This window comes from Vibrio sp. L85, from assembly GCF_963871815.1.
In the GTDB taxonomy this organism is placed as follows: Bacteria; Pseudomonadota; Gammaproteobacteria; order Enterobacterales; family Vibrionaceae; genus Vibrio; species Vibrio harveyi.
The window spans coordinates 38,755-64,702 of the sequence record NZ_CAWMYL010000022.1 but is presented as its reverse complement, the minus strand read 5'-3'; the positions used below and the strand labels follow the sequence as shown (position 1 = coordinate 64,702).

Sequence of the window (25,948 nt, the reverse complement as noted above, 5' to 3'; positions counted from 1 at the left end):
ACTTTTTTTGTTGTGTTGACAGTCTACTGAGTCTCGATAAACTGTCAACACAACATAAAACAACAAAGTTTACATTTGGTTGCTTTTTAAACTTAATTATTATTGGAATAGCACATGGATCTCGCCTTCGACCGCCTGCATATCTGGCATCCTTATACTTCGACGTTGACACCTCTGACCTGCTACCCAGTTGCATCAGCAAATGGCGTGCGTATTAAATTGGAAGATGGCACTGAGCTTATAGACGGGATGTCTTCTTGGTGGTCGACAATCCACGGTTATAATCATCCGCACTTAAATCAAGCGGCTCACCAGCAAATCGAGCAGGTCTCTCATGTGATGTTTGGCGGGATTACCCATCAACCAGCAATCAATTTGTGTAAGAAACTGCTGTCCCTCGCACCAAGTAACCTTGAACATGTCTTTCTTGCTGATTCTGGCTCCGTTGCCGTAGAAGTGAGCTTGAAGATGGCACTGCAATATTGGCATGCCAGGGGCGAACGCCGACCAAAGTTTCTCACTTTACGACACGGTTATCACGGCGATACTTTTGCGGCAATGTCGGTCACCGATCCTGACAACTCAATGCATTCTCTCTACAAAGGCTTTTTGCCTGAACATATCTTTGCGGAGTCACCAACTTGTGGTTATTGGGATGAATGGAAGTCAGAAGACCTTACTGACTTCGAGCACAAGATAGAGACGCACCATCAAGAACTTGCTGCGGTGATCCTTGAACCTATTGTTCAAGGCGCAGGTGGAATGCGCATCTACCATCCAGAATTTCTCAGAGGTGTGCGTAAGCTTTGCGACAAATACGGCTTGTTATTGATTGCAGATGAGATCGCAACTGGGTTTGGACGCACTGGCAAATTGTTTGCCTGCGAACATGCAGATATTCAACCAGACATTCTGTGTGTCGGTAAAGCGCTCACTGGAGGTTACATGACCCTCTCAGCAACCCTAGCTAGCAAACACGTCGCAGATACCGTTTGTGGCGGTGATGCTGGGTGTTTTATGCACGGCCCAACCTTTATGGGCAACCCGCTCGCCTGTGCTGTTGCCACCGCAAGTTTGGAGTTGGTTGAGCAAGGTAATTGGCAGCAACAAACCCAACAAATTGAAACGCTGTTTTCCGAGCTGCTGCCAAAACTTGAAACATACGACTTGGTGAAAAGCACCCGTTGGCTAGGTGCTATTGGCGTTGTGGAAACGCATCGCCCAGTAAATATGGAAACCATCCAAGCTCTCTTTGTTGAGCACGGTGTTTGGATTCGTCCATTTGGCAAACTGATTTATATGATGCCACCGTTTATCAGCAAACCAGACGAAATTGAAAAGTTGGTTAATGCGATTGATACTGCTTTGCAACGCGAAGATTGCTTCGCTTAATTCGTTCTCGGTTAACGTAGGACACTGTGACAAAGAGACAAATAAGAACGGTTTGAATTGCTACTCAAACCGTTTTCTTGTCATTGACTCAAGGAAAGCTATCGAAGTTGACTGTCTTTACTCGCTCGTCGATTGAACAGTGCTTGGCGTTGCGACACCAATTCGATCGTTGACTGGCATTCGATACAAAGACGAACGCCTTTCATTGCTGTTCGACGCGCTTCTGGAATTTCATCTCCGCACTCATCACAATAGTGGGCGCTTTCTCCCTGCTTAATATTGCCTCGAACACGGGAAATTTCATCGTCGATGGTATGTTGAATCTGTTGGCTGACACTATCGTCATTTGCCCACCCTACTGCCATAAGCCCTCCTCGTTACTTGAATGAGAAAATCTACTTACCGTGGTAAGGTGGATGATTATATCGATTACAAATAACAAGATAATCAGGGTAAATTCGAAAACACTATTACGCTTTGGTAATAATCTTGTACTGAATTAATTAGTCGGACGTCTTTTCGAAAAGTGATGTCAGGTTACTCGTACTTCCTTCCTCACACTCAAAATACTGAGTTTGACCTGACTGCCTTAAAGTAATACTGAGTACTTTCTCCACCTCATTAAACTCCTCGCTAAAGTACTCACTGATTAATATGTCACGTTCACCAATACTAAATTCTAATGACTTCTCATCTACTAACGCTCGATGATAATGGTCTAATTTAAAGTCCTTTATAACTAATGATCTTTCAATACTGCTCCCCCCTAAGCTAAGCTAAGCTCCGACAGTAGAACCTGACTGTTTATGTTTTCTATTGATATTTCTAGACGGTTAGGATGTGAAGCATCACACTTAAATAGCGCAGTATTAGTGTGGCTGGAAGCACAAGCAGATGAACTAAAAATAAGTCCAAGCAAAGAAATGTTACGCAGCATTTTTAATCGAAGCATATTTTTTGTAAGCCTTTTCTAATTTGACGTCGTATTGATTTTTCTGATACTCAGAACCATTGTAACCATGAGCAAAGGCAGCCCAATTTTTATCTCTTATATGCTCACCTAAGCCAGACTTTTGGATAAACGTAACAAAAGCCTCAAGTTGTTTCTTCTCCGACTCGAATACAGCTTTAACAAAGGATTCAGCGGTAACATGACCAGCTAACTTGAAATTAAAGCCCATAATTTGGAAACGTCCCCAAGATGCGGAACGGATTGCTGCATTTGAATTCAGTTCAATCGCTTTATTTAAACGTACGTATTCTGAGATACCACCGGCATAAAGACTTCGATTCCAATGCCGACTTGAAATACTTGGATGACTGTTATCGTAGGCTCTTGAAGTGAGTCTCGAAAATATATGAGCCTCAAACAAAATCTTTGGCTTACCATTGCTAAAGTAGGCTTCTCCTCGGCTCTCAACTTCCGCTACAGCTTTAATAGCAGCGACTTCGCATCCAAGAGTTTCAGCTACTTTGCGATAATCCAAGTCCGTCAACGCATCTCTTGAGCCAACCAAAGGTAACGTATATGCCACCGCAGTCTCAGGTGTTCGTTTTAAATAATCATTCAGCTTACGATGGCTTCTTCCATTCACATCTATCCTTCCATCTGGACGAGCCATCCCAACAAGGTTTTTCTGAAAAGCTTTAATTGCGCCGACAGTTTTGGAGTTTTCCGGTCTAGAGCCTAGTTTCCCATCCACTTTAAGTTCCTTTACTCCCTTTAAAGAACCAAGCAATTGGTTAATAGACCTTTGTACCGTACGAATGTCACCATCCACATTTTTACCACCCAAGCCAACAGAGCCGCTTATTCTTATTGAAGCCATGAAAGTACCTCCTCTTTATCTTTTGGAGGAGCTTGTCACGCTCAATGAAGCTTAGAAAAATGTCATTAGGGGCTGGTTTTAATAATTTGGGCTAACTATGCAATACCTCATCCTACATTTACATAACAACGTATTTTCACTCGACGCAGATAACAAAAAACCCAGCACTAAGGCTGGGTTTTGGTGTTCTAATGGTCAATGAATTAACCGATGTGCGTTGCGCCCGCCATGTACTTCTGAAGTACTGTAGGGATTGCAATGCGACCGTCTGCTTCTTGGTTGTTTTCTAGGATAGCAACCATGGTACGACCAACCGCTAGACCAGAACCATTTAGCGTGTGTACAAGCTCAGGTTTCTTCTCGCCTTTACGACGGAAACGCGCTTGCATACGACGAGCTTGGAAGTCCCACATGTTAGAACATGAAGAGATTTCACGGTAAGTTTCTTGAGCAGGAACCCACACTTCTAGGTCGTAAGTTTTACGAGCGCCGAAGCCCATGTCACCTGTACACAGAACCACTTTACGGTAAGGAAGTTCAAGAAGCTGTAGAACTTTCTCAGCATGACCGGTTAGCTCTTCTAGCGCGTTCATTGAATCTTCTGGTTTAGTGATTTGTACTAGCTCAACTTTGTCGAACTGGTGCATACGAATCAGACCACGAGTATCACGACCGTAAGAACCAGCTTCAGAACGGAAACATGGTGTGTGAGCCGTCATCTTAAGTGGTAGATCCGCTTCGTCAGAAATCGTGTCACGAACTAGGTTCGTTACTGGCACTTCTGCAGTAGGGATTAGAGACAGTTTACGTGGCTCTTCGTCGTTTACTTTTTCTACTAGCGGCTCAGTGTGGAAAAGATCTTTACCAAATTTAGGAAGCTGACCGGTACCGAATAGGCTGTCAGAGTTTACTAGGTAAGGTACGTACATTTCAGTGTAGCCGTGTTCTTCTGTGTGAAGATCCAGCATGAACTGAGCGATTGCACGGTGTAGACGAGCAAATTGACCTTTCATCACGATGAAACGTGCGCCAGTGATCTTAACTGCACTTGCGAAGTCTAGACCGTCACCCATTTCGCCTAGGTCAACGTGATCTTTCAGTTCGAAGTCGTAAGATTTTGGCTCACCCCAACGAGAGATTTCTACGTTATCGTTCTCATCTTTGCCATCTGGCACTTCATCTGCTGGGATATTTGGCACAGAAAGCGTGAATTCGTCTAGTTGAGCCATTACTTGCTCAAGTTCAACTTTCTTGGCATCAAGATCGCTACCTAGAGTACCGATTTGTTTCTTGATCTCTTCTGCGCCTTCTTTGTCACCAGCCGCCATTTTTTGGCCGATTTGTTTGGAGATGGAGTTACGCGTGGATTGTAAATTTTCAACTTCTACTTGAATGGACTTACGTTGTTCTTCAAGTTTACGAATAGTCTCTACGTCTAGCTTAAAGCCACGACGCGCCAGTTTAGCAGCTGTTTCATCCAGCTCTGTACGAAGTAATTTAGAATCCAGCATTGTTAATCCTATGCTTTTTGTTGTGAAATCACGCGCACTTTCCAAGGCGTACGCGTTAAAAAAATTTACGCAATAAATGTATCCAAAAACGCCTACTTTTCATAGCGCTTTTGTGGGCTATTTGCGTCTAAAGTAGCCAAGTAATCTAACTTTTCGCCGATTTTGGTCTCTAGACCACGATTTGTCGGCTGATAGTACTTACGATCACCCATCTCAGGCGGCAAATATTGTTCACCTGCGGCATAGGCTCCTGGCTCATCGTGAGCATAACGATATTCTGCACCGTAACCCATGTCTTTCATCAAACTCGTTGGCGCATTTCGAAGGTGATGCGGCACTTCATATTCAGGTAAGTTATGAGCATCTGTGAGCGCTTGCTTCCACGCCACATAGACGGCATTACTTTTTGGTGCGCACGCTAAGTAAACGATCGCCTGTGCAATCGCACGTTCACCTTCTGCCGGACCAACACGGGTAAAACAGTCCCAAGCAGATAAGGCTACTTGCATTGCGCGAGGATCTGCGTTGCCTACGTCTTCAGAGGCAATAGCCAGCAGGCGGCGTGCGATGTACAAAGGGTCACAACCCGCAGCCATCATACGCGCAGCCCAATAGAGCGCAGCATCAGGGTTTGAGCCACGAATGGATTTGTGGACCGCAGAGATTAAGTCGTACCAAATGTCGCCTTTGTTATCAAAGCGAGAGACCTTTTCCCCTGCTACTTCCGCAAGTAACTTCAGAGTGATCTCTTTTTCGCCCTGCGCATTATCCTCAGCCATATCATAGAGCAGCTCAAGGTAATTGAGGGACATGCGAGCATCACCGTTTACCAGTTCTGCTAAGCGATCTAATACGTTATCGGCGAAATGTGCTGGTGTATTCCCCAACCCACGCTCTTTATCGCTAATGGCTTGGTTCAACGCTAATGAAATTTCTTCTTTATCTAAAGAAGTCAGCTTGTACACACGTGCACGTGACAGCAATGCGTTGTTTAGCTCAAACGATGGATTTTCTGTGGTCGCGCCGATAAAAGTAACGGTTCCATCTTCAATATGAGGTAAAAACGCGTCCTGTTGAGATTTATTGAAGCGGTGCACCTCATCCACAAACAAGATGGTACGGCGACCCGCCATTTTATTCTCACGCGCTTTCTCGATTGCAGCACGGATTTCTTTCACACCAGACGTCACCGCAGACACACGCTCTACTTCTGCGTTGGCATAGTTTGCAGCCACTTCCGCTAATGTCGTTTTGCCAGTGCCTGGTGGTCCCCACAAGATCATCGAGTGAATATGACCCGCCTCTAACGCGCGACGTAAAGGCTTACCAGGACCTAAAATGTGCTGCTGTCCGATGTATTGTTCGATCGTTTCCGGTCTCATACGAGCAGCAAGGGGACGAAAATCTTCGTCCCCCGAGAAATCTAATGTGTAATTGCTCACTACCAATTAATTCCTTTGATCATCCACTTCCACGCCATCTGGGATTGTGAAGGTGAATCTGTCTGCTTTTGGTTTGCCAAGCTTCACGTTGCTAAAGCTGAACAGCCCCTTCTGACCATCTTGCTCAACTACGTTAAAGCCTTTCACCACACCTTTTGCATCAATATTAATCTGGAATTGACCTTGTGTGGAGTCTACTGCGGTAGGAATGAGGGTGAACTCGTCACCTTTTTGAGAAATCTTGTAGTTATCCCAATCACTTGCGCGATTACGCGTTAGCAAAACAAATGGCGTTTGCTCTGTTGCTTGCTCTTGCCAGTAGATGCTGACTTGTTCAATGAATGGGCTGTAGTACCACAGTGTTTTACCATCAGAGACCAGCAAGTTTTCGTCAGGGAATGTCGTGCTCCAGCGGAACAGGCTTGGACGAGCAATTTCAACCGTACCTTCCCCTTCCATGACTGTTTCACCTTCTGGGCTGATTACTTGCTGTGAGAAATCCGCACTGAAGCCATCATTCATAGACAGGCGTTTGTTTAATTCATCTTTAGGAGACGCGGCATGTGCAGTAGAGAAGAGAGAAAAGCTTAAAACAAGCGCAGAGAAAAGTTTCGCTGAAAATAGTTTTTTCATTCAGATACCTATTGTTAGAACCACTCACCTCAGTTGGACTGAGGTGAGTAACACAAGTTCATTAATCTTTTGGTGGCGCAGGAGCCAGTACTTCACGGTTACCGTTATGACCCGGAGCACTTACGATGCCTTGCGCTTCAAGCTGCTCAACAATTCGAGCCGCTCGGTTGTAACCAATCTTGAATCGACGTTGTACGCCAGAAACCGACCCACGACGAGATTGAACCACATGCTCTACGACTTGATCGAACAATGGGTCCACTTCTTCATCCGATTCCATCTGTTCACCCGGAAGCAGACTTTCTGGACCTTGGTCACCACTGATGATTTCGTCGATGTAATTAGGCTTACCACGCGCTTTCCAGTTGTTCACAACAGCGTGAACATCATCATCCGACGCAAACGCACCGTGAACACGGATTGTATGGCTTGAACCCGGAGGTAGGTAAAGCATGTCACCCATACCGAGTAGTGATTCTGCACCGCCTTGGTCAAGAATCGTGCGCGAGTCAGTCTTAGTAGATACTGTAAATGCCACACGCGTTGGAATGTTCGCTTTAATCAGACCGGTAATAACGTCAACCGATGGGCGCTGCGTCGCAAGGATCAAGTGAATACCAGCCGCACGCGCTTTCTGTGCCAAACGAGCAATCAGTTCTTCAACCTTCTTACCTACCACCATCATTAGGTCGGCAAATTCGTCGACAACCACAACGATGTAAGGCAGTTTCTCTAGCAACGGTGGCTCAGTGTCCATGCTGTCGCCTTCTTGCCAGAATGGGTCATGAATTGGATGACCCGCTTCTGCTGCCATCTTCAACTTCTCGTTGAAGCCTTTGACATTACGGACGCCCAATGCCGACATTAGTTTATAACGACGTTCCATCTCGCCTACACACCAACGTAGCGCGTTAGACGCGTCTTTCATGTCCGTTACAACTTCAGAAAGAAGATGAGGGATACCTTCGTAGATTGAAAGTTCCAACATTTTCGGGTCGATCATGATGAAACGCAGATCTTCAGGCGATGCTTTATACAGCATACTCAAGATCATGACGTTCACACCCACCGACTTACCAGAACCAGTCGTACCCGCAACTAACACGTGAGGCATCTTCGCAATATCAGCAATAACCGCTTCACCAGCAATATCTTGACCAAGAACGACTGTTGTCGGCGAGGTTGCTTGTTCAAATTGAGGACTGTTGATTACATCAGACAGGAACACGGTTTGGCGGCTCATATTAGGCAACTCTAGACCCACATACGGTTTGCCAGGAATAACTTCGACAACACGTACTGCCATTGCTGACAATGCACGAGCCAAGTCCATAGACAAACCTGAAATACGGCTCACTTTTACGCCTGGAGCCAAATCAAGCTCGAATCGAGTAATAACAGGACCTGGGTAAATACCGACTACATCAGCTTTAATCTTGTAATCTGCAAGTTTGGTTTCAACCAAACGAGCCACCTCCTCCAAAGCGTCACGGTCGATAAAGTTGTCGCGTTTCTCTGGGTGGTAAAGCAATTCTAGCGTTGGCAATGGCTCTGCTGGTACTGGCAAGTTTTGCTCTTGCTGTACCAAGAATGGGTTTTGCTGGGCAGCCACTTTCGCTTGAGCGCTCGAAACCAAGTTTTGGAACGCAGCTACGTCTTGGTCACCTTCTTGAACCTCTTCTACCTCGACATCTTGAGGCGCTGGTGCTGCCGACTGCGACTGAGGCGCGGCTTGGTGCTGCATAGGTTGTTCTGGTATAGCTTGCGGTTGTACAGGCTGAGAAACAGGTTGTTGCGGCTCAACATGTGTAGGCTGAGCTTGCTGTACAGGTTGCTGCGCTTGGTAATCATCTTCTTCATCCAAGACATCAAAGTTCGAAATCGTTGGCTCGATGTGCTGGCTTGGCTCTGTTTGTTCTGCAATGTTATCCAAAGCTGCTGCGTTAATTACAGGCTCTTCGTGTAAAGATTGCTCTGTAGTTGGCTGTTCGATTGGCGCGTGAACCAATGCTTGTTCTTGAACAACTTGGGTCTGTTGAGCCTGATCTGCTTCAAACTGAGCATACTCATCGTAGCTTGGCTCATTCTCGACCTGTTCAAAGACAGTTGGTTCAGGTGCCACAAACGGTTCTTGTAGCGCTTGTTGATGATCAACTTGCTGTGGAGCTGGTTCTTGAGCAACGGACTGTGGCGCTTCAGGCTGAGCCACAATAGGTGCAACCACTGGCTCTTGGGCTTGTGATACTTGAACCTGTGGTGTTTCATCAGCCCAGTCGTCAGCTTGTTGCGCTGCCGCTTCTAGCTCCTCAATGGTGACATTCAGTTGCTTAGTACGCTCAACCGTCGGATCCACGTTGTCTGTGTTCACTGCTCGAACAGGTTCAACTGATTGAGATTGAGCTTGCTCTTGAGCCTGATGCTGAACTTGAGATTGTAGTGGCGCTGCATTCACAACCGCTGGTTGAGGCGTTGGCTGCGCTATAGGTTGTGTCGCAAACTGCTGTTTCGATTGTTCCGCTGCAGATTGAGGCATGTAGATCGGGTATTCATGTGCAGGCGCCTCTTCTTTCGGCTCTTCTACATCATAAGCCGTAAGGTGTGGCAGAGGTTCATCTTCAAGATCATCTTGACCGCGCTTACTCACGACTCGGTCCTCAGCGAACTCGTCTAATTGAGGCTCTAGCGTTTCTTGCTCAGTACCACGAGCTTTATTAGTAACAGCAGCAACTAAGCCAAGCGCACGGTCACCTAACCATTCGACAATCTTCAGCCAAGAAATACCGGTAAACAGAGTAAAGCCGGCTCCCCATAGGAAAAGAAGCACAAGCGTTGTACCCAACACATTGAGTGTAGGTAAGGATAGACTGGTTAGTACGTCACCAACGACACCACCAGATGAGAAATACCAAATGTCGTCAAAGTTAATATCAGCAAGACCACAACTGGTAAGAATGAGGATAACTAACCCAAGTAGACGAGTCCCCCACAACATAAGGTCGATAGGATCGTCTTCAGAACGCTTACGGCAAATCACCCATGCTCCTGCTGTCAACAGGAATGGCAGTGGGTACGCAAGGGAACCAAAGGTAAAGAATAGCGTGTCGGCTAACCAAGCGCCGAACAAGCCACCAGCGTTATTGATCTCTCCCCCCCAAGCAGTTTGGGACCAAGACGGATCAGCTGGGCTAAAGGTAAATAATGCAACGGCCAACAATACCGAGCTAAGAACGCCAACGATAAAGCAGCACTCTTTTAAGCGTTGGAAGCCATTTAGACGTGAAGACTGAGGCTCTTCACTGGTTTTGATAATGGTTTCGACTTTCTTTGCGTTCTCTTTGAACATAAATCAACTTGAATATGGAAATGAATTAGGAATAAGCAAAACATTCCGAGCGGCACAAAGCCGCTCGGTAAATTGATTTAACCATATCAAAGAGAAAAACCCAATTACTCTATGGAGAAAGCGGAAGCATTTACCGCTTTCTTTGCAAGAATTTAACGAGTTTTAATCACAAGCTGGTTAGTTTGCTTCACTTCTTCCATAACGACGTACGTACGAGTGTCATTTACGCCAGGAAGACGTAGTAACGTATCGCCTAGTAGTCGACGGTAAGCACCCATATCAGATACACGGGTCTTTAGAAGATAGTCGAAATCACCTGATACAAGATGACACTCTTGGATGTCGTCTAGTTTTTGAACAGCTGCGTTAAACTGCTCGAACACATCTGGTGCACCACGGTTCAACGTAATTTCTACGAATACCAATAGTGATGCATCGAGAAACTGCGGGTTTAATAGCGCAGTGTACCCTGTGATGTAACCTTGACGCTCTAAGCGACGCACACGCTCCAAACACGGCGTTGGAGAAAGTCCTACACGTTTTGAAAGTTCAACGTTCGAAATACGACCGTCTTTCTGCAGTTCATTAAGAATGTTGCGGTCGATACGGTCTAGTTCCTTGGACGGCTTCTTATAGTTGTCTGCCATTTTTTATTCCACCTTATTACTTCCTTGCAAAAAAATATACTACAACTTTTTAATATTTGGTGCCAAATATTACAAATCAACATCTATACTAGATATTAATTCGACAATAACACCCTACAAACAGTTAATACAACCATTTTAGAAAGAGGATACAGGATGATCATTGGCGTACCTAAGGAAATCAAGAACCACGAATACCGTGTGGGTATGATCCCAGCTAGCGTGAGAGAGCTAATCTCACATGGTCACCAAGTTTTGGTTGAGACCAATGCAGGTGCCGGCATTGGTTTTTCAGACGATGATTACATCGCTGTAGGCGCATCCATTCTTCCTACTGCTACAGACGTGTTTGCGAAAGCAGATATGATTGTAAAAGTAAAAGAACCCCAAGCTGTCGAGAGAGCAATGCTCCGCGAAGGGCAGATTTTATTTACTTATTTACACCTAGCACCAGATTTTCCACAAACTGAAGAGCTAATCAAGAGCAAAGCTGTCTGTATAGCGTATGAGACTGTAACAGATAATATGGGTCGTTTGCCACTGTTAGCACCAATGTCAGAAGTGGCAGGTCGGATGTCTATTCAAGCAGGTGCGCAAACGTTGGAAAAATCGCACGGCGGTCGCGGTCTACTACTAGGTGGCGTACCTGGTGTTGAGCCTGCGAAAGTTGTTGTCGTTGGCGGCGGTGTAGTTGGCGCGAACGCAGCTCGTATGGCTGTTGGTCTTCGTGCAGACGTAACTATCCTAGACCGTAACGTAGATACTCTACGTAAACTAGACGAAGAATTCCAAGGTCGCGCTAAAGTGGTTTATTCTACTGAAGACGCTATCGAGAAGCATGTTCTAGAAGCAGACCTAGTGATCGGCGCGGTTCTAATCCCTGGTGCAGCAGCACCGAAACTGGTAACAAAAGAGCACATCGCTAAGATGAAGCCAGGTGCGGCGGTTGTTGACGTAGCCATCGACCAAGGTGGTTGTTTCGAAACTTCTCACGCAACAACACACGCAGACCCAACTTACATCGTTGACGAAGTTGTTCACTACTGTGTAGCAAACATGCCAGGTGCAGTTGCTCGTACTTCAACATTCGCACTGAATAACGCAACGCTTCCATACATCGTGAAGCTAGCAAACAAAGGCTACCGTGAAGCGCTTCTTGAAGACAAAGGTTTCCTTGAAGGTCTAAACGTTATCCACGGTAAAGTGACTTGCAAAGAAGTTGCTGAGAGCTTTGACCTAGAATACGTTGAACCAGCGCAAGCTATCGCAATGTTCAACTAATGACAAAATAACGCACAAATTGTCACGTTTTGTTTACAAAAGCCCACATTAAAGTGGGCTTTTTTGCATAGAGCATTTAATTATAAAAAATAACTAAACCTTATAAGCGCAAATTAAAATGTTTCGAGGTGTGACTGATTTAGCGCAAAACTCTGCCAATCTAACACGATAACCACGTTCTTCAAGATAAAGTGCTTTGTCCAAAGCAAGCCAAATCTCCAACGGTCGTTGAAACATCAACTGAACCAAGCTCAAACGCTCCATTTGCCAAAAGCGCTTCTCGCCTAACTTTTCGAAATGTTCGAATTCGATTTGGTCAGAGAGATCGATGCCTTTCTGGTCCGCTGCCCAGCGACACAAAGATTCAAATCCTTCACTTAATTGCGACTTACGCACACTTGGAACTGGTTGGTACTCTTCCATGCCCAACGCTTGTCGTGTGATCAAATCAAACCCAAGACGAAACACCATTTCCTGCTGACGATGACGTCGCACACGTTCTCCGCCCGTTACTGTTTGTTGTAACGGAATACGCAGTTCTTGCTTAGACAATGAGAGAGAAGAAGCCCTGCCCTGCGTCGACATCGGCTGATACTGCTCAGACTGAATCAGATGGTAACAACAAGGTGAGATTGTCATCGCAGCAATCCCATTCTCGCTTCCATACTGCATTAAGCGAACATGGAGATCACCACAGGCATGAAGTGCTACCGCGTGTTGCGTCGGTTTAAACACCGCTCTCGCTTTGCTATCGAACGCATCACCTTGAATAAACGTCATCTTCCAATGGTGTTCATTCGCCGCTTGTTGCCCCGAATCACACAGCGCTTGCTGGTATTCAAAACTAGTAACAGGTTGATCGGTTTGCGTTGTCAGGATTCGTCCCAAATACCCTTTACCTGAACACCACTCAAGCCATTCTTCACCGTGATGATGCTGAATCGCCGCTTCGCCCATCGAGCTAATTTGCTCTAACTTACGACCGGGGATGCCGTTATCTAAACCACGGACAAGTTCCAAACCCTTTAAATCTAGTGGCTCTAAAAAAGTAAGTTCTGCGAGTTGTTCAAGTTCAGGCAAAAACGGACTGAGTGCTTTTAGCGCAAGTTCTGGTTCCGCTTTATATTCTTCGATTTGAGAGGGACTAAGAGACGCTAACCATTGGCACAACTGAGGGTGTTGCTCTTGCCAAGGTAACGATACGTGAACGCTGCTTTTAAATGGCTCGAATCGCCACAAAGATTGGTTTTCGATTAAGCAGTCATTAATAAATTGAAATTGCGTTTTCATAGCTCCCCCTACAACGAGCGCATTGTAGAGGGAATCGAAACATCAATGAAGTGTTATCTAACCGGAAGCTCGATGTCTTTAAACATCTCTTCAATTTCCGAGTTCGATTTCAGAGAAATCGCTTGTTCAACTACCGGACGAGTCAAGTGCGGTGCAAAACGCTCCATAAAGTCGAACATGTAAGAACGTAGGAAGGTACCGCGACGGAAACCGATGCTTGTCGTACTCGCACCAAACAAGTGGCTTGCGTCAATCGCAACCAAATCGCTGTCTTGGTCTTCATCAACCGCCATACTTGCAATCACACCGACTCCAATGCCCATACGAACGTAAGTTTTAATCACGTCAGCATCTGTCGCAGTGAACACAACGCGCGGCGTCAAACCTTCGCGGTTAAATGCCGTATCCAGTTCAGAGCGACCAGTAAAGCCGAACACGTAAGTCACCAATGGGTAAGCTGCTAAATCGTGAATGGTTACCGTGTCTTTCTTCGCCAATGGATGTTCTTTTGGTACCACGATCGAACGATTCCAGTGGTAACAAGGCAGCATAATGGCATCTTGGTAAAGGTGAAGAGCTTCTGTCGCAATCGCGAAATTGGCCGTACCTTTCGCAATCGCTTCAGACATTTGCGAAGGCGTACCTTGGTGCATGTGCAACGACACTTTCGGGTAACGTGCCGTAAAGCCTTTGATCACGTCAGGAAGTGCGTAACGTGCTTGGGTGTGAGTGGTAGAAATGTTCAACGTACCCATTTCAGGGTGAGTATGTTCACCAGCAACCGCCTTAATGCTTTCAACTCGCGCCAGAATCTCTTGAGAAATTCGCACGATTTCTTCACCAGCGGGTGTCACCTGCGTTAAGTGTTTACCACTTCGTTCAAAGATCTGAATACCCAATTCATCTTCCAGCAAACGAACTTGCTTACTGATACCAGGCTGAGAGGTATATAGGCTCTCTGCCGTCGCAGAAACATTCAGATTATGGTTCACAACCTCAACAATGTACTTCAGTTGTTGCAGCTTCATCGTAATCCCTTACTCATTGATTGAGATAATAACGTCATACTTATCTTGTCTACTCGCCCGAGTAGATATAATGATTAGTTATAACGTGTTAGCAACTAAATGAACAGTAATTTCTAACTTATAGCTCAAACTCATAGCGAATCGAACACCTTGATTAAATATGCATAGAGTTGAATTTTAAAAATTCGCTTTTTCTTACAGCTCACCGCATTCCATGCTTATTTACGTCGGAAAACGTGTTTGGGGCAAAATAATCAAACAAATAGGGTGCCGAGAAAGATAAGATTCATGTATTCTTGAACGCTAGCCATACAAAAGTAAAAAAGCAGACGCAAAGATATGAATACTGGTTTAATAATCGCTTTGGTAGTCATCCTACTGGTACTGATCCTTGGCTATAACATCATGTTGCAGTACAAGGTCAAAGTAGAGACAGCGAAAAGACAAGAGTCTGCTCGCTACGTGGCACTGATTGACGGTACAGAAGAGCTGATTGGACACGCTCATCATATTCCTTTCAGCAAGGACTTACTGTTATGTCTTAATAATCGCATTCTTGATGCGCTTGAAAGCATGCGTGACCTCGATCCGAAGAACAAACAACTTGTTCAGCGCGTCGAGAACATGAAACAGCAGATCGCCCAACTGAATGAGAGCAATCAAAGCGGCGAAAGCACGACGTTTAAAATGCCAAGCAGCGACAAGCAAGCTATCTTGATGCTGAAACTGGTAAAACGCCTGCGTGACACCGTTCGTAACGAGCACAACAAAGGTCGGCTCGACACACAAACTTATGTGACTGAAAACGCGCGTCTGGAAACCATGCAGATTCGTATTAACATCGAAAACGTCATTAAGCGTGCAAACGATTCGATTGCTCGTGGTCAGCCTGGTACCGCTCTGCAATTGCTTCGTAAAGGTATTGATGCTCTGAGCACAAAAAATGATGCTTACTCAGTTCAAGCAAAACAAAAGCTTGAAGAAATGCTTGGTGATCTTGATAAGAAACGCCAGGACAAGAACGACGCAGAAATGCAGCAAATTGCCGATAAAGAGCGTGACAGTGATATGGATGCGCTCTTCGGTGAAAAGAAAAAGTGGTAAACTCTCCACAAGCTTTCCGCCCTATCCGATTAAAGGCTGCGTTTGCAGCCTTTTTTGTGTCTTATTACTCTGAAAATGACACAAGCTGAATAACCCAAATTTGAATGTAAAGTACTAAAAATTAAAATGATGAATCTCGACGCCTATCAGGATCTTCTTGCTCCAATTAACCAATTCTTGCAGTGCAGCACCCCAGATGAGTGGGTTGAGGAAGCAAAGAAGCCAGAAAACCTTCAAACCATTTTATTAGACCATCTACTGTGCGAGCTGAAAGCGGGTCAGTCTGCGATGTTCTTGATCCGTAAATACGCCGTAGACAAAGCAAGTTCACACGCCCTGCTCGACTGGTTTAAACCCTACGAAGATTTCGCTTACCGTAAAACGGGGTCATTAGAGACACTAAAAGGTAAGAGCAATATTTCTAAAGCCATCATCGCTAAGTCTGATTCACCATACAGTCAGGATCTGATCGATAAGATGGTTCTGCTGATCAAAGAAGAGTTGCACCACTTCTACCAAGTGCTCGAAATCATGGAAAGCCGTGGCATTGAGTACCAGAACATTCCAGCAAGCCGCTACGCAAAAACCTTAATTTCACACATGAAAACGCATGAACCAGAAACCTTGATTGATAAGCTCATCATCGGTGCTTACATCGAAGCGCGTTCGTGTGAGCGTTTCGCTAAACTGGCTCCGCATATGGATGAAGATATTGCCAAGTTTTATGTTTCTCTGCTGCGTTCAGAGGCGCGTCATTATCAGGATTATTTGATTCTGGCAGAACAAATCGCGGGTAAAGATATTAGCGAGCGCGTGGCAGAGTTTGGTCGTATCGAAGCCGAGCTGATTTCAACTCCAGACGACGATTTTAAGTTTCACAGTGGTGTGCCTGTACTAGCAGCTTAAGTTGCGAACCTGAAGTAAATAGCAAAAAGCCGGACATCACATCCGGCTTTTCTGTATCTGGTTCGGCACTTGCTGTAACTCAGTGTTCCATAGACATTCCTGACTGCGCCCTTTCGTCGCTTTTGGAAATGACATTATGTTGCGTTAGCAATTCTAACGTCGTCATCCTCAAGAGTGAGGGACGAGCGAGTTGGGGAGCTCTTTTACTCGCCAACTAAGAACGTGCGTTCAGCTCCATACGTTGTAAATTCGCATCAATGGTTTGATCGCCTTTCAGCCTTTCCCACAGCTGCCCTAACAAATCTAAGCTTCGCTCACTTGGGTAACGTTGTGTCGATTCCAACAACTGCCATTCCCCGCTTTGGCTCTTCTCGGCGAAAACAAACTCAAAGGAAAGATTGTTAGACATACCTAATCGTAAATCAGTCACAATCAATGCATCATTCTCTACACGATAGTTAAGGTAGTTGTGTGAAAACGCCTGAAGCCCTTTTAACGTATCCGGTTTGTCCTCTAGTGGCCAACTGCCTAGAGGATGTGAGACAAAATCAATGCGTTCGCTATTGTCGAAAACTGATGCCAAACCTTCCCAATATTTACCATCATCCATCACGACCACACGCCAAAGCAGAGTATTAAATGGTGTCGGTGTAATCAGCACCTGTTGATTTGGTAGGCTCTGCGTCATTAAGTTTTGCTCCACTCGGGAAGCAATGATCTGCTGTGAAGCGTAACCCCACCCCAGATAAAGTGTCGAGATCAGCACAACCGTTTGGCACCACTGTCCACCACGCGATTTAGAAAACAGAGCGACACCAATTGCGACCAGTAGAGGTAAGGTGTAAAGCGGATCAATGATGAAGACGTTCCGTAGCTCAAAATAGCCCTCAAAAGGCCATATTAACTGGGTGCCGTAGGTTGTCATCGCATCCAATAAAGTGTGCGTAACCAAAACACTCACAGTCAGAAAAAATACTCGAGACAACGTCCAGAATGTGTCTGGTCTCCATCGACAGTACAGCCAAGAAATCAGCAACGCGAAAGGAGGTAAAACAAGTAAAGAGTGAGAGAATCCACGGTGCTTAATCGTATTTTGGACTGCATCACCATAATCAAGGATCACATCTAGGTCAGGCAAGGTTCCGAGCGCTGCGCCCGTTAATAACACTTTCGCATTGCAGCGTTTGCCGGCTATTGCACCTGCAACCGTTGCCCCTAATGCTGCTTGAGTAATTGAGTCCATACTGGCTATCTAAACCTATTCATGACAAAGATTGATTAAGCCGAAAACTAAAACGCATTCCGATAGGAGTCAAACAACTCGCCTTATTTCACTCTCTTATTTACTTACTTTTACACAATATACCCAAGTGACTTCAAGATGCAGGATTCAGAGCGTTGTCATTGATTCTCTGTTTTTACCGAAAGCAAGCAAGGAAAACAACGTAGCGTAATAGCCCGCTCTTTCCAAGTTGTTTGACGCAGCAATCGGGTCAATGACACGCTCCCAAAGGGCGAGTTGACTGGGCTTGTATACTTTGTTGTCGATTCTTGATTTAGACCCGCTAGACCTTTAAATCGCCGCCTCGTCTACAAACCCAGTCATTCTCGCTGAACCGAGCATCTCGAGGTTACTTGGGTATAGAAGTCGATCAAATGTCGAGACAGGATTGAGCATCACCTTAGGCTAGTTCGGCACCTCAGTGCTGGTAATCTTCTTTAACAGCGTTTCTCTTCGAAGCTCCAAGATCTCATCAATGAGTTTTTCTTTCGCATCGATACCGAAATGCTGTGCATAGTTTTTCACTTTCTCAATTTCGTCTGGCTTGAGACGGTAGACCTCTTTCTTTAAAAGAACTTCTGCTTCGCTTTTGATACAGCCTTGGTGTTGAAGCAACTTAATGATGATTTCATCCGTTGGGTTTACAGCTTTTACCATGATTCTCTAATCTTCAGGTTGAGTGTTGAGCCATTTAGCTCGCTCATTTAAGTCGCACAACTTATAGCCCAAACATGACAACTTTATTGCAGCATCACGTCATAAAATAGCAAAACATGATTTACCGCACATTGGTTTAAATGATTGTTTTTAATCATCATAACTAGACAATCGATATAGCTAGACAAGCAATGTCAGCCGCTCGTAGAGGACATAAAGAGATATCGATAGTAAGAGAAGCAGACAAAATAAACGTACATCGCAGAACCACTTACCTACTCTGCCGAAGAAATATAGAAGCTCAGAATCTTGATACGAAAAAGCCGGACAACTACGTCCGGCTTTGGCTTAATTTAAAGTGACTAGATCGCTAAATCGCCGCCGCGTCTACAAACCAAGTCATTCTCACTGAACCTAGCATCTCAAGGTTACTTGGGTATAGTTCAGTAAAAATATACCAGCATCTCGACATCATCCCCTTGCTGCTTAGCATTTAATGAGAAATGCAAGTAACCAGCTTCGGTAACTGGAATTTGCAGATATTCATTGCTGCCCCAGTAGTTTGATGCATATTCGTGCTGTTCTACTGTCGGCCAGTACGCTCGGCTAGCGTAGAGGTCAACATTGCCATTTTCGTCATTGTTATTTTTATCACTTAACCATACGCGAACTTCTTTTACGCCTTGCGGAACATATACCGCAGCGTAACGTTGTTGATGCACAGTTAAGGTCTTTGCCTGACCAGATTCCAACACTACAGGCGCTAAATCATCTTGTTCTTGTGTTGGGGGTGTTTCTGCTTCTGTCTCTAGCGTCGCAACCAGAGTCACAGCATTAAATTCAGTACGACCAGCAATGGTGATGTAGTATCGACCAGGTTTAATGTAGCCAGAAGGTTCGGTCTCAAAAGTGACGACCTCATTACTACCATCTGCGTACTGGCTGAATTCAAAATCGTAGTAATGCGCTTCTTTCTCAAAGCTCATGTAAAGGTCTGCATCACCTTGATTCTCACCTTGCAACGCGACTTCAAAGTGTGTGCTCTTCTCTGGAACGTCAACATAGAACAATTGCTCACTGTATGCTTCCCCACTAATTACCACGCTTTGGTTGGTCGCTAGCGCCGTGACTTGATCAGAAGGGTCTGTCGGCTCGTCTGGCTTGGTATCTGGATTTGGGTCTGGCTGCTCTGGTTGGTTAGCAACAGAATCTAACCAGCGGTCAAACTCGCCGTTGTATTGCTGACCGAATACCTGCACTTGCAGCGCCCATTGCTTAAACTCACCAGCACGCGAAAGCGCCAGCAGAGTGTCCACTTCCTGAGGATGCTCTTCCAACATAAAACGCACAGCTAGGTAACCCCAGCGATAAATACGGTTGGAATCATGAGAGTAAGTGGTTGCAAACACATCCGACAAACTCATCTTTCCATTGTCAATCAAACCAATCGCTGCGTCATAGCCTTGTTTGTAATGCATGTATTCAGCGAAACCTTCTAACCACCAAACAACATAGCCATGTGCCAAGTTATCGCTAAACGAACCGTATTGGTTGAATCTTGCATCCAGATAATGGGTGTACTCATGCTCTAGATTGAGAATAGAAAGCTCATCACCATTGGCGTAACGATAAGCGACAAAGCGCGCCACATTGCCGGCTTCTGATGGGTTACCTTCTAGGTACTGTCCACCATTATCAGTTGTGTTGCCAAATAAGAAAGATGAATAATCTACGTAGCTGCCATTATTAGCAAACACCGCCACTTCTACCCGTTCGTTATGGTCATCTGCCACTGGCTGATTCCCGGTATTCGCAACTTGGTGAAAGTCCGCTTCTTTGGCAGAAAGTACGTCACATGCTTCTATCGCCTGAGCTTGGGTCAGATCTTGTGAGCGAATAATTGCAGGACCATCACACTCATGACGATTCGGTAAAACACGCGCAGCTAAATCATGTTTTGCTTGGTCTAAATCGAGACCATTCAACCCTTCCGGCGCGTAATAGCTCATCATCTCAACTGCCGCTAACCAAAGTTTGTCGTGTTTGCTACCCAACGGGTTTTGCACCATCATTTGCTGCATTACACGTAGTGCTTTTTCTTTAGTCGCTTTATCCGGACTTGCTAGCAAACGACCAGTTTCACGTACCGCGTTGTACACGAGGAAGCTAGCATCAGTATCAAGCGCCCAAGCGTTATCACGAGCAAAGGCAGCTAAGGTATCGATGTGCTGTGTGTGACTTGCCATGTAACGATAAAAATCATCCTTCGACGCATGACCTGCCATGGCTCGGAATAGATTGTTCAGCCCAGCCACCCACTGCGTATCTTTTGCCGTCTCGCGATTAAAGTGACGAAGAGCAGTGAGCTGAGCATCCATGGTCAACGGTAATTGTCTTACGTTATCGACCATTAAGGTCAAACTCTTCATCGCCCCCACTTGTTCGCGACCTTGATCAAGCGCGTGTGGGTTAGCAAGAAACGCATTTATTGACTGCGCAAAGCGTTGGCTCAGAGCTTGAGAGAAATTCGGTTGCTGCGCGTTATAGCGCACATAGTAAGCAGCACGCACAAATTCACCTAAGTTTTCTAACTTACGCGCTTGCTCGGCGTCACCTCGGTAACGAGTAATTTCTTGATTTAATACAGTTTGAATGCGACTCAAGCTCGCTTCGGTGTAAATATCATTTAACGAGTCAGCAGGAGCAGAAAACCAAGAGCTGTAACAGTGATAGTCGGCAGCAGACACTGCGGAAGCGAGGTCAACCGCGTGCTGAAGATCAGCAACATCACATTGTTCTTGGGCAAATGAGAAACTGGGAACACTGGCAAGCATGCAAGCTAGCGCCAAGCGATGACGTGGGAATAGACGGGTATGAGACATAACAACACTCATTAATTAGTTATATGTTTGAGCGGTGATTTATATTCTCCTTGCACAATTAAGTGCAATTGATGGCATAATTTTTTATGAAGTTAGTTCAGAAATATTTAAACGAAAACGTTTTACAAAATATTGATAAACTTATGAATTCAAATAAAAAAGCTCAGCAAGAATCCTCACTGAGCTTTTTTACAGGTCGCAATCAGATTTTAAACTTTAAAATAAGCCACTTCTTGTTTGAGCTTATTAGAAAGTGCGTTCAGATTCTGGCTTGCGACGTCATTGTTTTTCATCGAGTCAATCGATTCTTTCGACATGCTGGAAATCTGATCCATCGCCACGACAAGCTCACTCACAACTTGAACTTGCTCTTCTGTGGCAGTCACAATATCACGCACTCGATCAAGGGAGTCCTGCGCTTGTTTCTCAATGCTAACCAATAAATGCGTCGCCTCTTCTGTGTTCCTTTGACAACTTTCCACTTGTGGTTGCGTGCTTTCCATCGCGTTCACACTTGCGACCGTCTGGGCTTGAACCTCTTTCAGCATCTTCTCAATCTGAGTAGTGGCTTCCCCCGTACGCTTAGCGAGGTTTCTTACCTCATCAGCAACGACTGCAAAACCGCGTCCAGATTCACCCGCTCGCGCAGCTTCAATTGCAGCATTAAGTGCCAACAAGTTAGTTTGCTCAGAGATGTCACTGATCATATTCACGATGCCACCAATTTCACGCGTTTTTGTCTCAAGTGCCTTCACCTGCCCTACTGTGCCATTTACGGCTGCAGTAACGGATAACATTTGTTCTGCCACAGCAGCAATGCGTTCGCGACCATCACGAGCATTCTCTGATGTGTTAACTGAGTTTTGCTCCGATAAATTTACGATCTTGGCTATCTCATCGATGCTCGCATGCATGGTTTCTAATCTGATCGCCATTTGATCCGTAAGAGACGCTTGCTGTTGAGCGGTATCAAATACCGAGCGAGAACCACGAGAGACTTCTTCGACTTGCTCTGCTAATTGCTCAGAAGCGCCACGAATATTGCTGACAATCGAACTGAGCTTTTCTGACATCAAAGACAGAGAATGCAAAATGCTGCCTTGTGCGCTGTCGCTATGATCTTGGGTTAACTCACCTTCTGCCATTGTTTGAATCGCGCGTTGTGCCTCAAATGGCTCGCCACCTAGAGAGCGTCGGAAGCTACGCTCAATAACAAAACCAACTAAGATTGAAATCAGCAAAGCAATTCCACTTAGAGCAAGCATTAAGCTTTGGAAGCCACTTGCTTGTTCTCGCGCTACCGGCGTCAATTTCTGGTTCAACGTTTCTTGGTAATCAATAAACTCGTTGATCACCTTTAGCCACATCGCAAAGTTAGGGCGGACTTGCTCCAAAAGTAAATCCGTGACCGGTTTGCCGTTTTCTTTTTTAGCGATAACTTCTTGAACGAGAGGAAGTGTTTTCGCTTGGATGTCATCGATACGTTGCAATATCTCGCGTTCTTTAGCAGTAAAAGGAACATCACTTGCCATCATGCTTTGCATCTGTTGTTCAGACTCGCGATAAAACGCTTCCAGACGTTTGATTTCCTCTTCAAAGGCGCGCATTTCTTCCACATTTCGCGCCATTGCAACATCTCTAATTGCAATCGCACGGTCATGAACACTACCTCGATAGTTAATGGCATAGCGCTGCTTCACAGAGTTGACATCCGTAACCTCAGATAAGGTCATATCAATAAAGTTAACTTTCTGAATTCCGACAACCGTAAGTATCGCCATAAGCGCCACTAATGTACCGAAGCCAAGCGCCAAACGGGTTCTCACTTTTAACTGAGCAAGGGACTGCATTTCGTTCTCCTGATAGCAAACGAGATAAGTGAGGCAACTTCGCTGGTTACCTCTCATTTTAATTTTGTGCGAAAGAGAACAGACCTTGTTGTTCTGACAAAAATTCCAAACTAAATGAGAATTCATCACAGGCATGTTCTATACGCTATCCCGATCACATATTTGAGTTTGAATAAGCAGTGGAATCAGAAGGTTAAGTTCAATACTTTATTATGCGAAACAGAATGGTTTGCGGGATTATTACAACCTAACCTGTCACCGTCTAATCGGTTGCATCAATAAAAGCGATAGGTACCATCGAACAATAAAGATAAGAAATAATTGTTGTTTAACAAGTGCTTAATAAATGTCTGATTCGGTCTCCTCATATTTTCCAATTTCCACTTGGAATCTGGATCACAACTCATCAACAAATTCGGTCAAAAGATAATCTGTCATCCATATTTAACGTGCTAGTCATATTTATAAATAAGAATTATTGCTCTAACACAACTTATGGATAAACAAGATGAAATTTACGCAGTGGAGTCTTTTGCTAAGCGGTTTAGTGGCATTACCAAGCTTGGCAGATACGGACGTATACCTCACTAATAACTCGGACCAACCGTTAACCATTCAAGTGAAGCACGAAGGCAGCGATTTACTGAAATACGGAGAGGAATGGCAGCAACATGTGCAAGTGCTTGGTCCTTGGGAAACCAAATCCGTACTCAGCTTTAACCGCTGGGAAGGTGTTAAGTCTGGTCAGAATTATCGCTTCGAGACTGTGGTGTCTAACCCGCAAGGTGAAAGCGTTACGCTTAACCAAGTCATGGAAGGTCATTGGTACAACTCGACCATTGAGTACGGTTTATCTGCAGCAGATGTGGATTTAACGCTGAAAGATGATCGTAATATTCACCGTTCTAGCACTAGTGCCTTTGGGTCTCGCCCTTCTGAATTGGCTTTTAAATCCGCAAGCACTGCGCGCTATGACGATTTGTACTACACCATTACTCCAAACAAAATCGATGAAGTCGTCGATACTGATGAACAAAATCTCAAGTTGATGACTTATAACATTTGGGCGCTGCCTGCGATTGCTTCACATATTGGTGATCGTTTTGAACTCATTCCCGATTATGTCAAAGGTTATGACGTGTTAGCACTGCAAGAAGTGTTTGCCAGTGGTCGCGATGCTTTCTTACGCGAACTCGCCAAAGAATATCCTTACCAAACTAAGATGCTGGATAAAGATGGCTTCAACATTTACGACGGTGGCGTGATCATTGTGAGCCGTTACCCTATCGTTAATCAGGCTCAATACGTCTTCCCAGATTGCTCCGGAACAGATTGCTTCGCAGACAAAGGAGTGAATTACGCAGAGATCATTAAAGGTGGTCAGGCATATCACGTATTCGCTACGCATACAGCCTCTTTCGATACTGATACTGCACGCGAATACCGACAGCGTCAGTTCAAGCAAATGCGCACAATGGCGCAATCTCTCAATATTCCGAGTAATGAAACGGTGGTTTACAGCGGCGATCTCAATGTGAACAAATTGAAGTTCCCTGGCGATTACCAGCAAATGGTCGCCAACCTAAGCGCGATAGAACCGCAATACTCTGGTTATACCGCTTCGACGTTTGATCCTCGCATCAACAACTTTGCCGGAGAAGCCCTATCCGGGGGTGAAAATGTGGAATATCTAGATTATGTAATGGTGAGTAATGAATATGGCGTGAAGTCGTTTAACGATAACCGTGTCGACATTCCACGCTCAACAGCGGAGAGTTTGTGGAAGCATTACAATCTGTCAGATCACTTCCCTGTTAGCGCTGTGATCAAACCATGAAGCGTATTGCGTTAGTTACTGTGTCCGCCGTTGTGGCGGGCACCATTTGGTTCTCAAGCAAAGGCGAAAAGAGCGAGAGCTTTCTGCCGTTTTCTTCCGCATTGGAGAGTGCGACGAATCCCCAAGTCGCTGCATCTACGTCTTCCACAACCAATCAAACTGCAAACAAAACAATCGTACCAAAAGCGAAGGATACCCCCTCTCCACTCAAAGCAATTGCAGGGCGGTTAAGTGATGCCAAAGGCAGAGTATTAAAGGATGAGATAGAAGCGTTTTGGCACTCATGTATGTCCGACCATAACTGTGAATCCAAGCTTGCTGAGTTAGAGAGCTACATGGCAGAAGAACGTTTTGCTCTGCTGGCGAATTACCACCAGCTCAATAGCTTATGGCAACAAAGTGTTGGTAATTTAATGTTTGATGAGCATCAGCCTCTTGCCTCTCGCATCGCACTTCTCAAGGCAGAAGCGAGGAAGATATGGGGGGAACTAGCAGACGTAATTTTTGCCGATGAGTTTGCACTCTATGACTTCAGCTTGCAGGCAAAGCAGTTGGATTCGACTTCACCTCAAGACTATGTGCAAACCTTTGAGAAGTTAGTCCAAGATTGGCAAGGCAATCAAGAAGCACTGGGATTGGTCAGCGAACAAGCGAAATATGAACGCGCTGTTGAACTGATACCGAAAGACATGAGTCATGCAGAGCGCAAGGCTTTGGTTGAGAAGCTTCAACAAACTTACCTTTCTGAACAAGAGAGTGAGGAGATACACGCTCGTGAACTACAGGTCGCGCAGCAAAAACGGCAAGTGCGCGATTATCAGAGCGAGTTGCAACAGCTTGAATCTAAATTAGCAACGCAAAGAGCCACCAGTCACACGGGTTTGTCGGACTCGGATTGGCAACGTTATTATCAACAAGCGGTAGCCGATTTTCGCCGTGAGTTCTTCGCGGGTTAATCGCTCACTTGTTTATTAAGAAGTAAGGATAACCAAGAGATTCCCTACTCGCTCAAAACTTAAACTAGGTCATTCCAG

At 45.2% G+C, this 25,948-nt stretch carries 19 protein-coding genes; 6 read left to right on the top strand and 13 right to left on the bottom strand.

The features are described from left to right. Window positions 1-114: 114 nt before the first annotated feature. On the top strand, window positions 115-1,392 hold the full coding sequence (gene bioA / locus AACR11_RS04960) for an adenosylmethionine--8-amino-7-oxononanoate transaminase (protein ID WP_029789118.1): 1,278 nt from the start codon (window positions 115-117) through the stop codon (window positions 1,390-1,392). 98 nt (window positions 1,393-1,490) lie between these two features. Here bioA and AACR11_RS04955 read toward each other — a convergent pair whose 3' ends face one another. The 7 genes from AACR11_RS04955 to lrp all read right to left on the bottom strand — a co-directional run bounded on the left by AACR11_RS04955 (window position 1,491) and on the right by lrp (window position 10,797). Then, entirely contained in the window at window positions 1,491-1,757 is a 267-nt protein-coding gene (locus AACR11_RS04955) for a DksA/TraR family C4-type zinc finger protein (protein WP_005450802.1), read from the bottom strand. Between the two features lie 561 nt (window positions 1,758-2,318). After that, window positions 2,319-3,221 carry an N-acetylmuramidase domain-containing protein gene (locus AACR11_RS04945; protein WP_029789116.1) on the bottom strand — a complete coding sequence of 301 codons (903 nt, stop codon included), beginning with the start codon at window positions 3,219-3,221 and terminating at the stop codon, window positions 2,319-2,321. 203 nt (window positions 3,222-3,424) lie between these two features. Further along, on the bottom strand, window positions 3,425-4,732 hold the full coding sequence (serS, locus tag AACR11_RS04940; RefSeq protein ID WP_005450806.1) for a serine--tRNA ligase: 1,308 nt from the start codon (window positions 4,730-4,732) through the stop codon (window positions 3,425-3,427). Between the two features lie 92 nt (window positions 4,733-4,824). Further along, window positions 4,825-6,180 (bottom strand): replication-associated recombination protein A, encoded by a 1,356-nt coding sequence (locus tag AACR11_RS04935; protein ID WP_029789115.1) that lies wholly within the window; start codon window positions 6,178-6,180, stop codon window positions 4,825-4,827. Next, window positions 6,181-6,807 (bottom strand): outer membrane lipoprotein chaperone LolA, encoded by a 627-nt coding sequence (gene lolA, locus AACR11_RS04930; RefSeq protein WP_009699192.1) that lies wholly within the window; start codon window positions 6,805-6,807, stop codon window positions 6,181-6,183. It abuts the gene before it with no gap. Window positions 6,808-6,868: 61 nt separating this feature from the next. Beyond that, window positions 6,869-10,150 (bottom strand): DNA translocase FtsK, encoded by a 3,282-nt coding sequence (locus AACR11_RS04925; protein ID WP_029789114.1) that lies wholly within the window; start codon window positions 10,148-10,150, stop codon window positions 6,869-6,871. Window positions 10,151-10,302: 152 nt separating this feature from the next. Continuing rightward, a complete protein-coding gene (gene lrp / locus AACR11_RS04920) occupies window positions 10,303-10,797 on the bottom strand; it encodes a leucine-responsive transcriptional regulator Lrp (RefSeq protein WP_005437169.1) in 495 nt (164 codons plus the stop codon). A gap of 156 nt (window positions 10,798-10,953) precedes the next feature. On the opposite strand from lrp, the gene ald reads away from it, so the two are divergent. Continuing rightward, window positions 10,954-12,078 carry an alanine dehydrogenase gene (gene ald / locus AACR11_RS04915; RefSeq protein ID WP_005450810.1) on the top strand — a complete coding sequence of 375 codons (1,125 nt, stop codon included), beginning with the start codon at window positions 10,954-10,956 and terminating at the stop codon, window positions 12,076-12,078. A 93-nt stretch (window positions 12,079-12,171) separates the two neighbouring features. Here the strand turns inward: ald and AACR11_RS04910 are convergent, their stop codons facing one another. Beyond that, on the bottom strand, window positions 12,172-13,368 hold the full coding sequence (locus tag AACR11_RS04910) for a methyltransferase (RefSeq protein WP_017188210.1): 1,197 nt from the start codon (window positions 13,366-13,368) through the stop codon (window positions 12,172-12,174). 53 nt (window positions 13,369-13,421) lie between these two features. Further along, complete coding sequence (gene cysB / locus AACR11_RS04905; protein WP_005450814.1) at window positions 13,422-14,396, bottom strand: HTH-type transcriptional regulator CysB; 975 nt, start codon at window positions 14,394-14,396, stop codon at window positions 13,422-13,424. Window positions 14,397-14,735: 339 nt separating this feature from the next. Between cysB and AACR11_RS04900 the strand changes: the two genes are divergently transcribed. Both AACR11_RS04900 and miaE read left to right on the top strand, forming a co-directional pair. Next, a complete protein-coding gene (locus tag AACR11_RS04900) occupies window positions 14,736-15,500 on the top strand; it encodes a hypothetical protein (protein WP_005450816.1) in 765 nt (254 codons plus the stop codon). A gap of 126 nt (window positions 15,501-15,626) precedes the next feature. After that, window positions 15,627-16,406: a tRNA isopentenyl-2-thiomethyl-A-37 hydroxylase MiaE gene (miaE, locus tag AACR11_RS04895; RefSeq protein ID WP_009698199.1), complete on the top strand. Its 780-nt coding sequence runs from the start codon at window positions 15,627-15,629 to the stop codon at window positions 16,404-16,406. A gap of 214 nt (window positions 16,407-16,620) precedes the next feature. Here the strand turns inward: miaE and AACR11_RS04890 are convergent, their stop codons facing one another. The 4 genes from AACR11_RS04890 to AACR11_RS04875 all read right to left on the bottom strand — a co-directional run bounded on the left by AACR11_RS04890 (window position 16,621) and on the right by AACR11_RS04875 (window position 23,077). Beyond that, window positions 16,621-17,649 (bottom strand): metal-dependent hydrolase, encoded by a 1,029-nt coding sequence (locus AACR11_RS04890; RefSeq protein WP_079325582.1) that lies wholly within the window; start codon window positions 17,647-17,649, stop codon window positions 16,621-16,623. 444 nt (window positions 17,650-18,093) lie between these two features. Continuing rightward, entirely contained in the window at window positions 18,094-18,345 is a 252-nt protein-coding gene (locus AACR11_RS04885) for a hypothetical protein (protein ID WP_029789111.1), read from the bottom strand. Between the two features lie 443 nt (window positions 18,346-18,788). Next, entirely contained in the window at window positions 18,789-21,227 is a 2,439-nt protein-coding gene (locus tag AACR11_RS04880; protein ID WP_029789110.1) for a M9 family metallopeptidase, read from the bottom strand. Between the two features lie 209 nt (window positions 21,228-21,436). After that, the gene (locus tag AACR11_RS04875) at window positions 21,437-23,077 is read right to left on the bottom strand and encodes a methyl-accepting chemotaxis protein (RefSeq protein ID WP_005450826.1); all 1,641 of its coding nucleotides are present in this window, start codon (window positions 23,075-23,077) and stop codon (window positions 21,437-21,439) included. 508 nt (window positions 23,078-23,585) lie between these two features. Here AACR11_RS04875 and AACR11_RS04870 point away from each other — a divergent pair. Then, window positions 23,586-24,914 carry a sphingomyelin phosphodiesterase gene (locus AACR11_RS04870; protein WP_029789109.1) on the top strand — a complete coding sequence of 443 codons (1,329 nt, stop codon included), beginning with the start codon at window positions 23,586-23,588 and terminating at the stop codon, window positions 24,912-24,914. Next, the gene (locus AACR11_RS04865) at window positions 24,911-25,870 is read left to right on the top strand and encodes a hypothetical protein (protein ID WP_029789107.1); all 960 of its coding nucleotides are present in this window, start codon (window positions 24,911-24,913) and stop codon (window positions 25,868-25,870) included. The genes AACR11_RS04870 and AACR11_RS04865 overlap by 4 nt, the downstream gene beginning before the upstream one ends. Window positions 25,871-25,948: the final 78 nt, after the last annotated feature.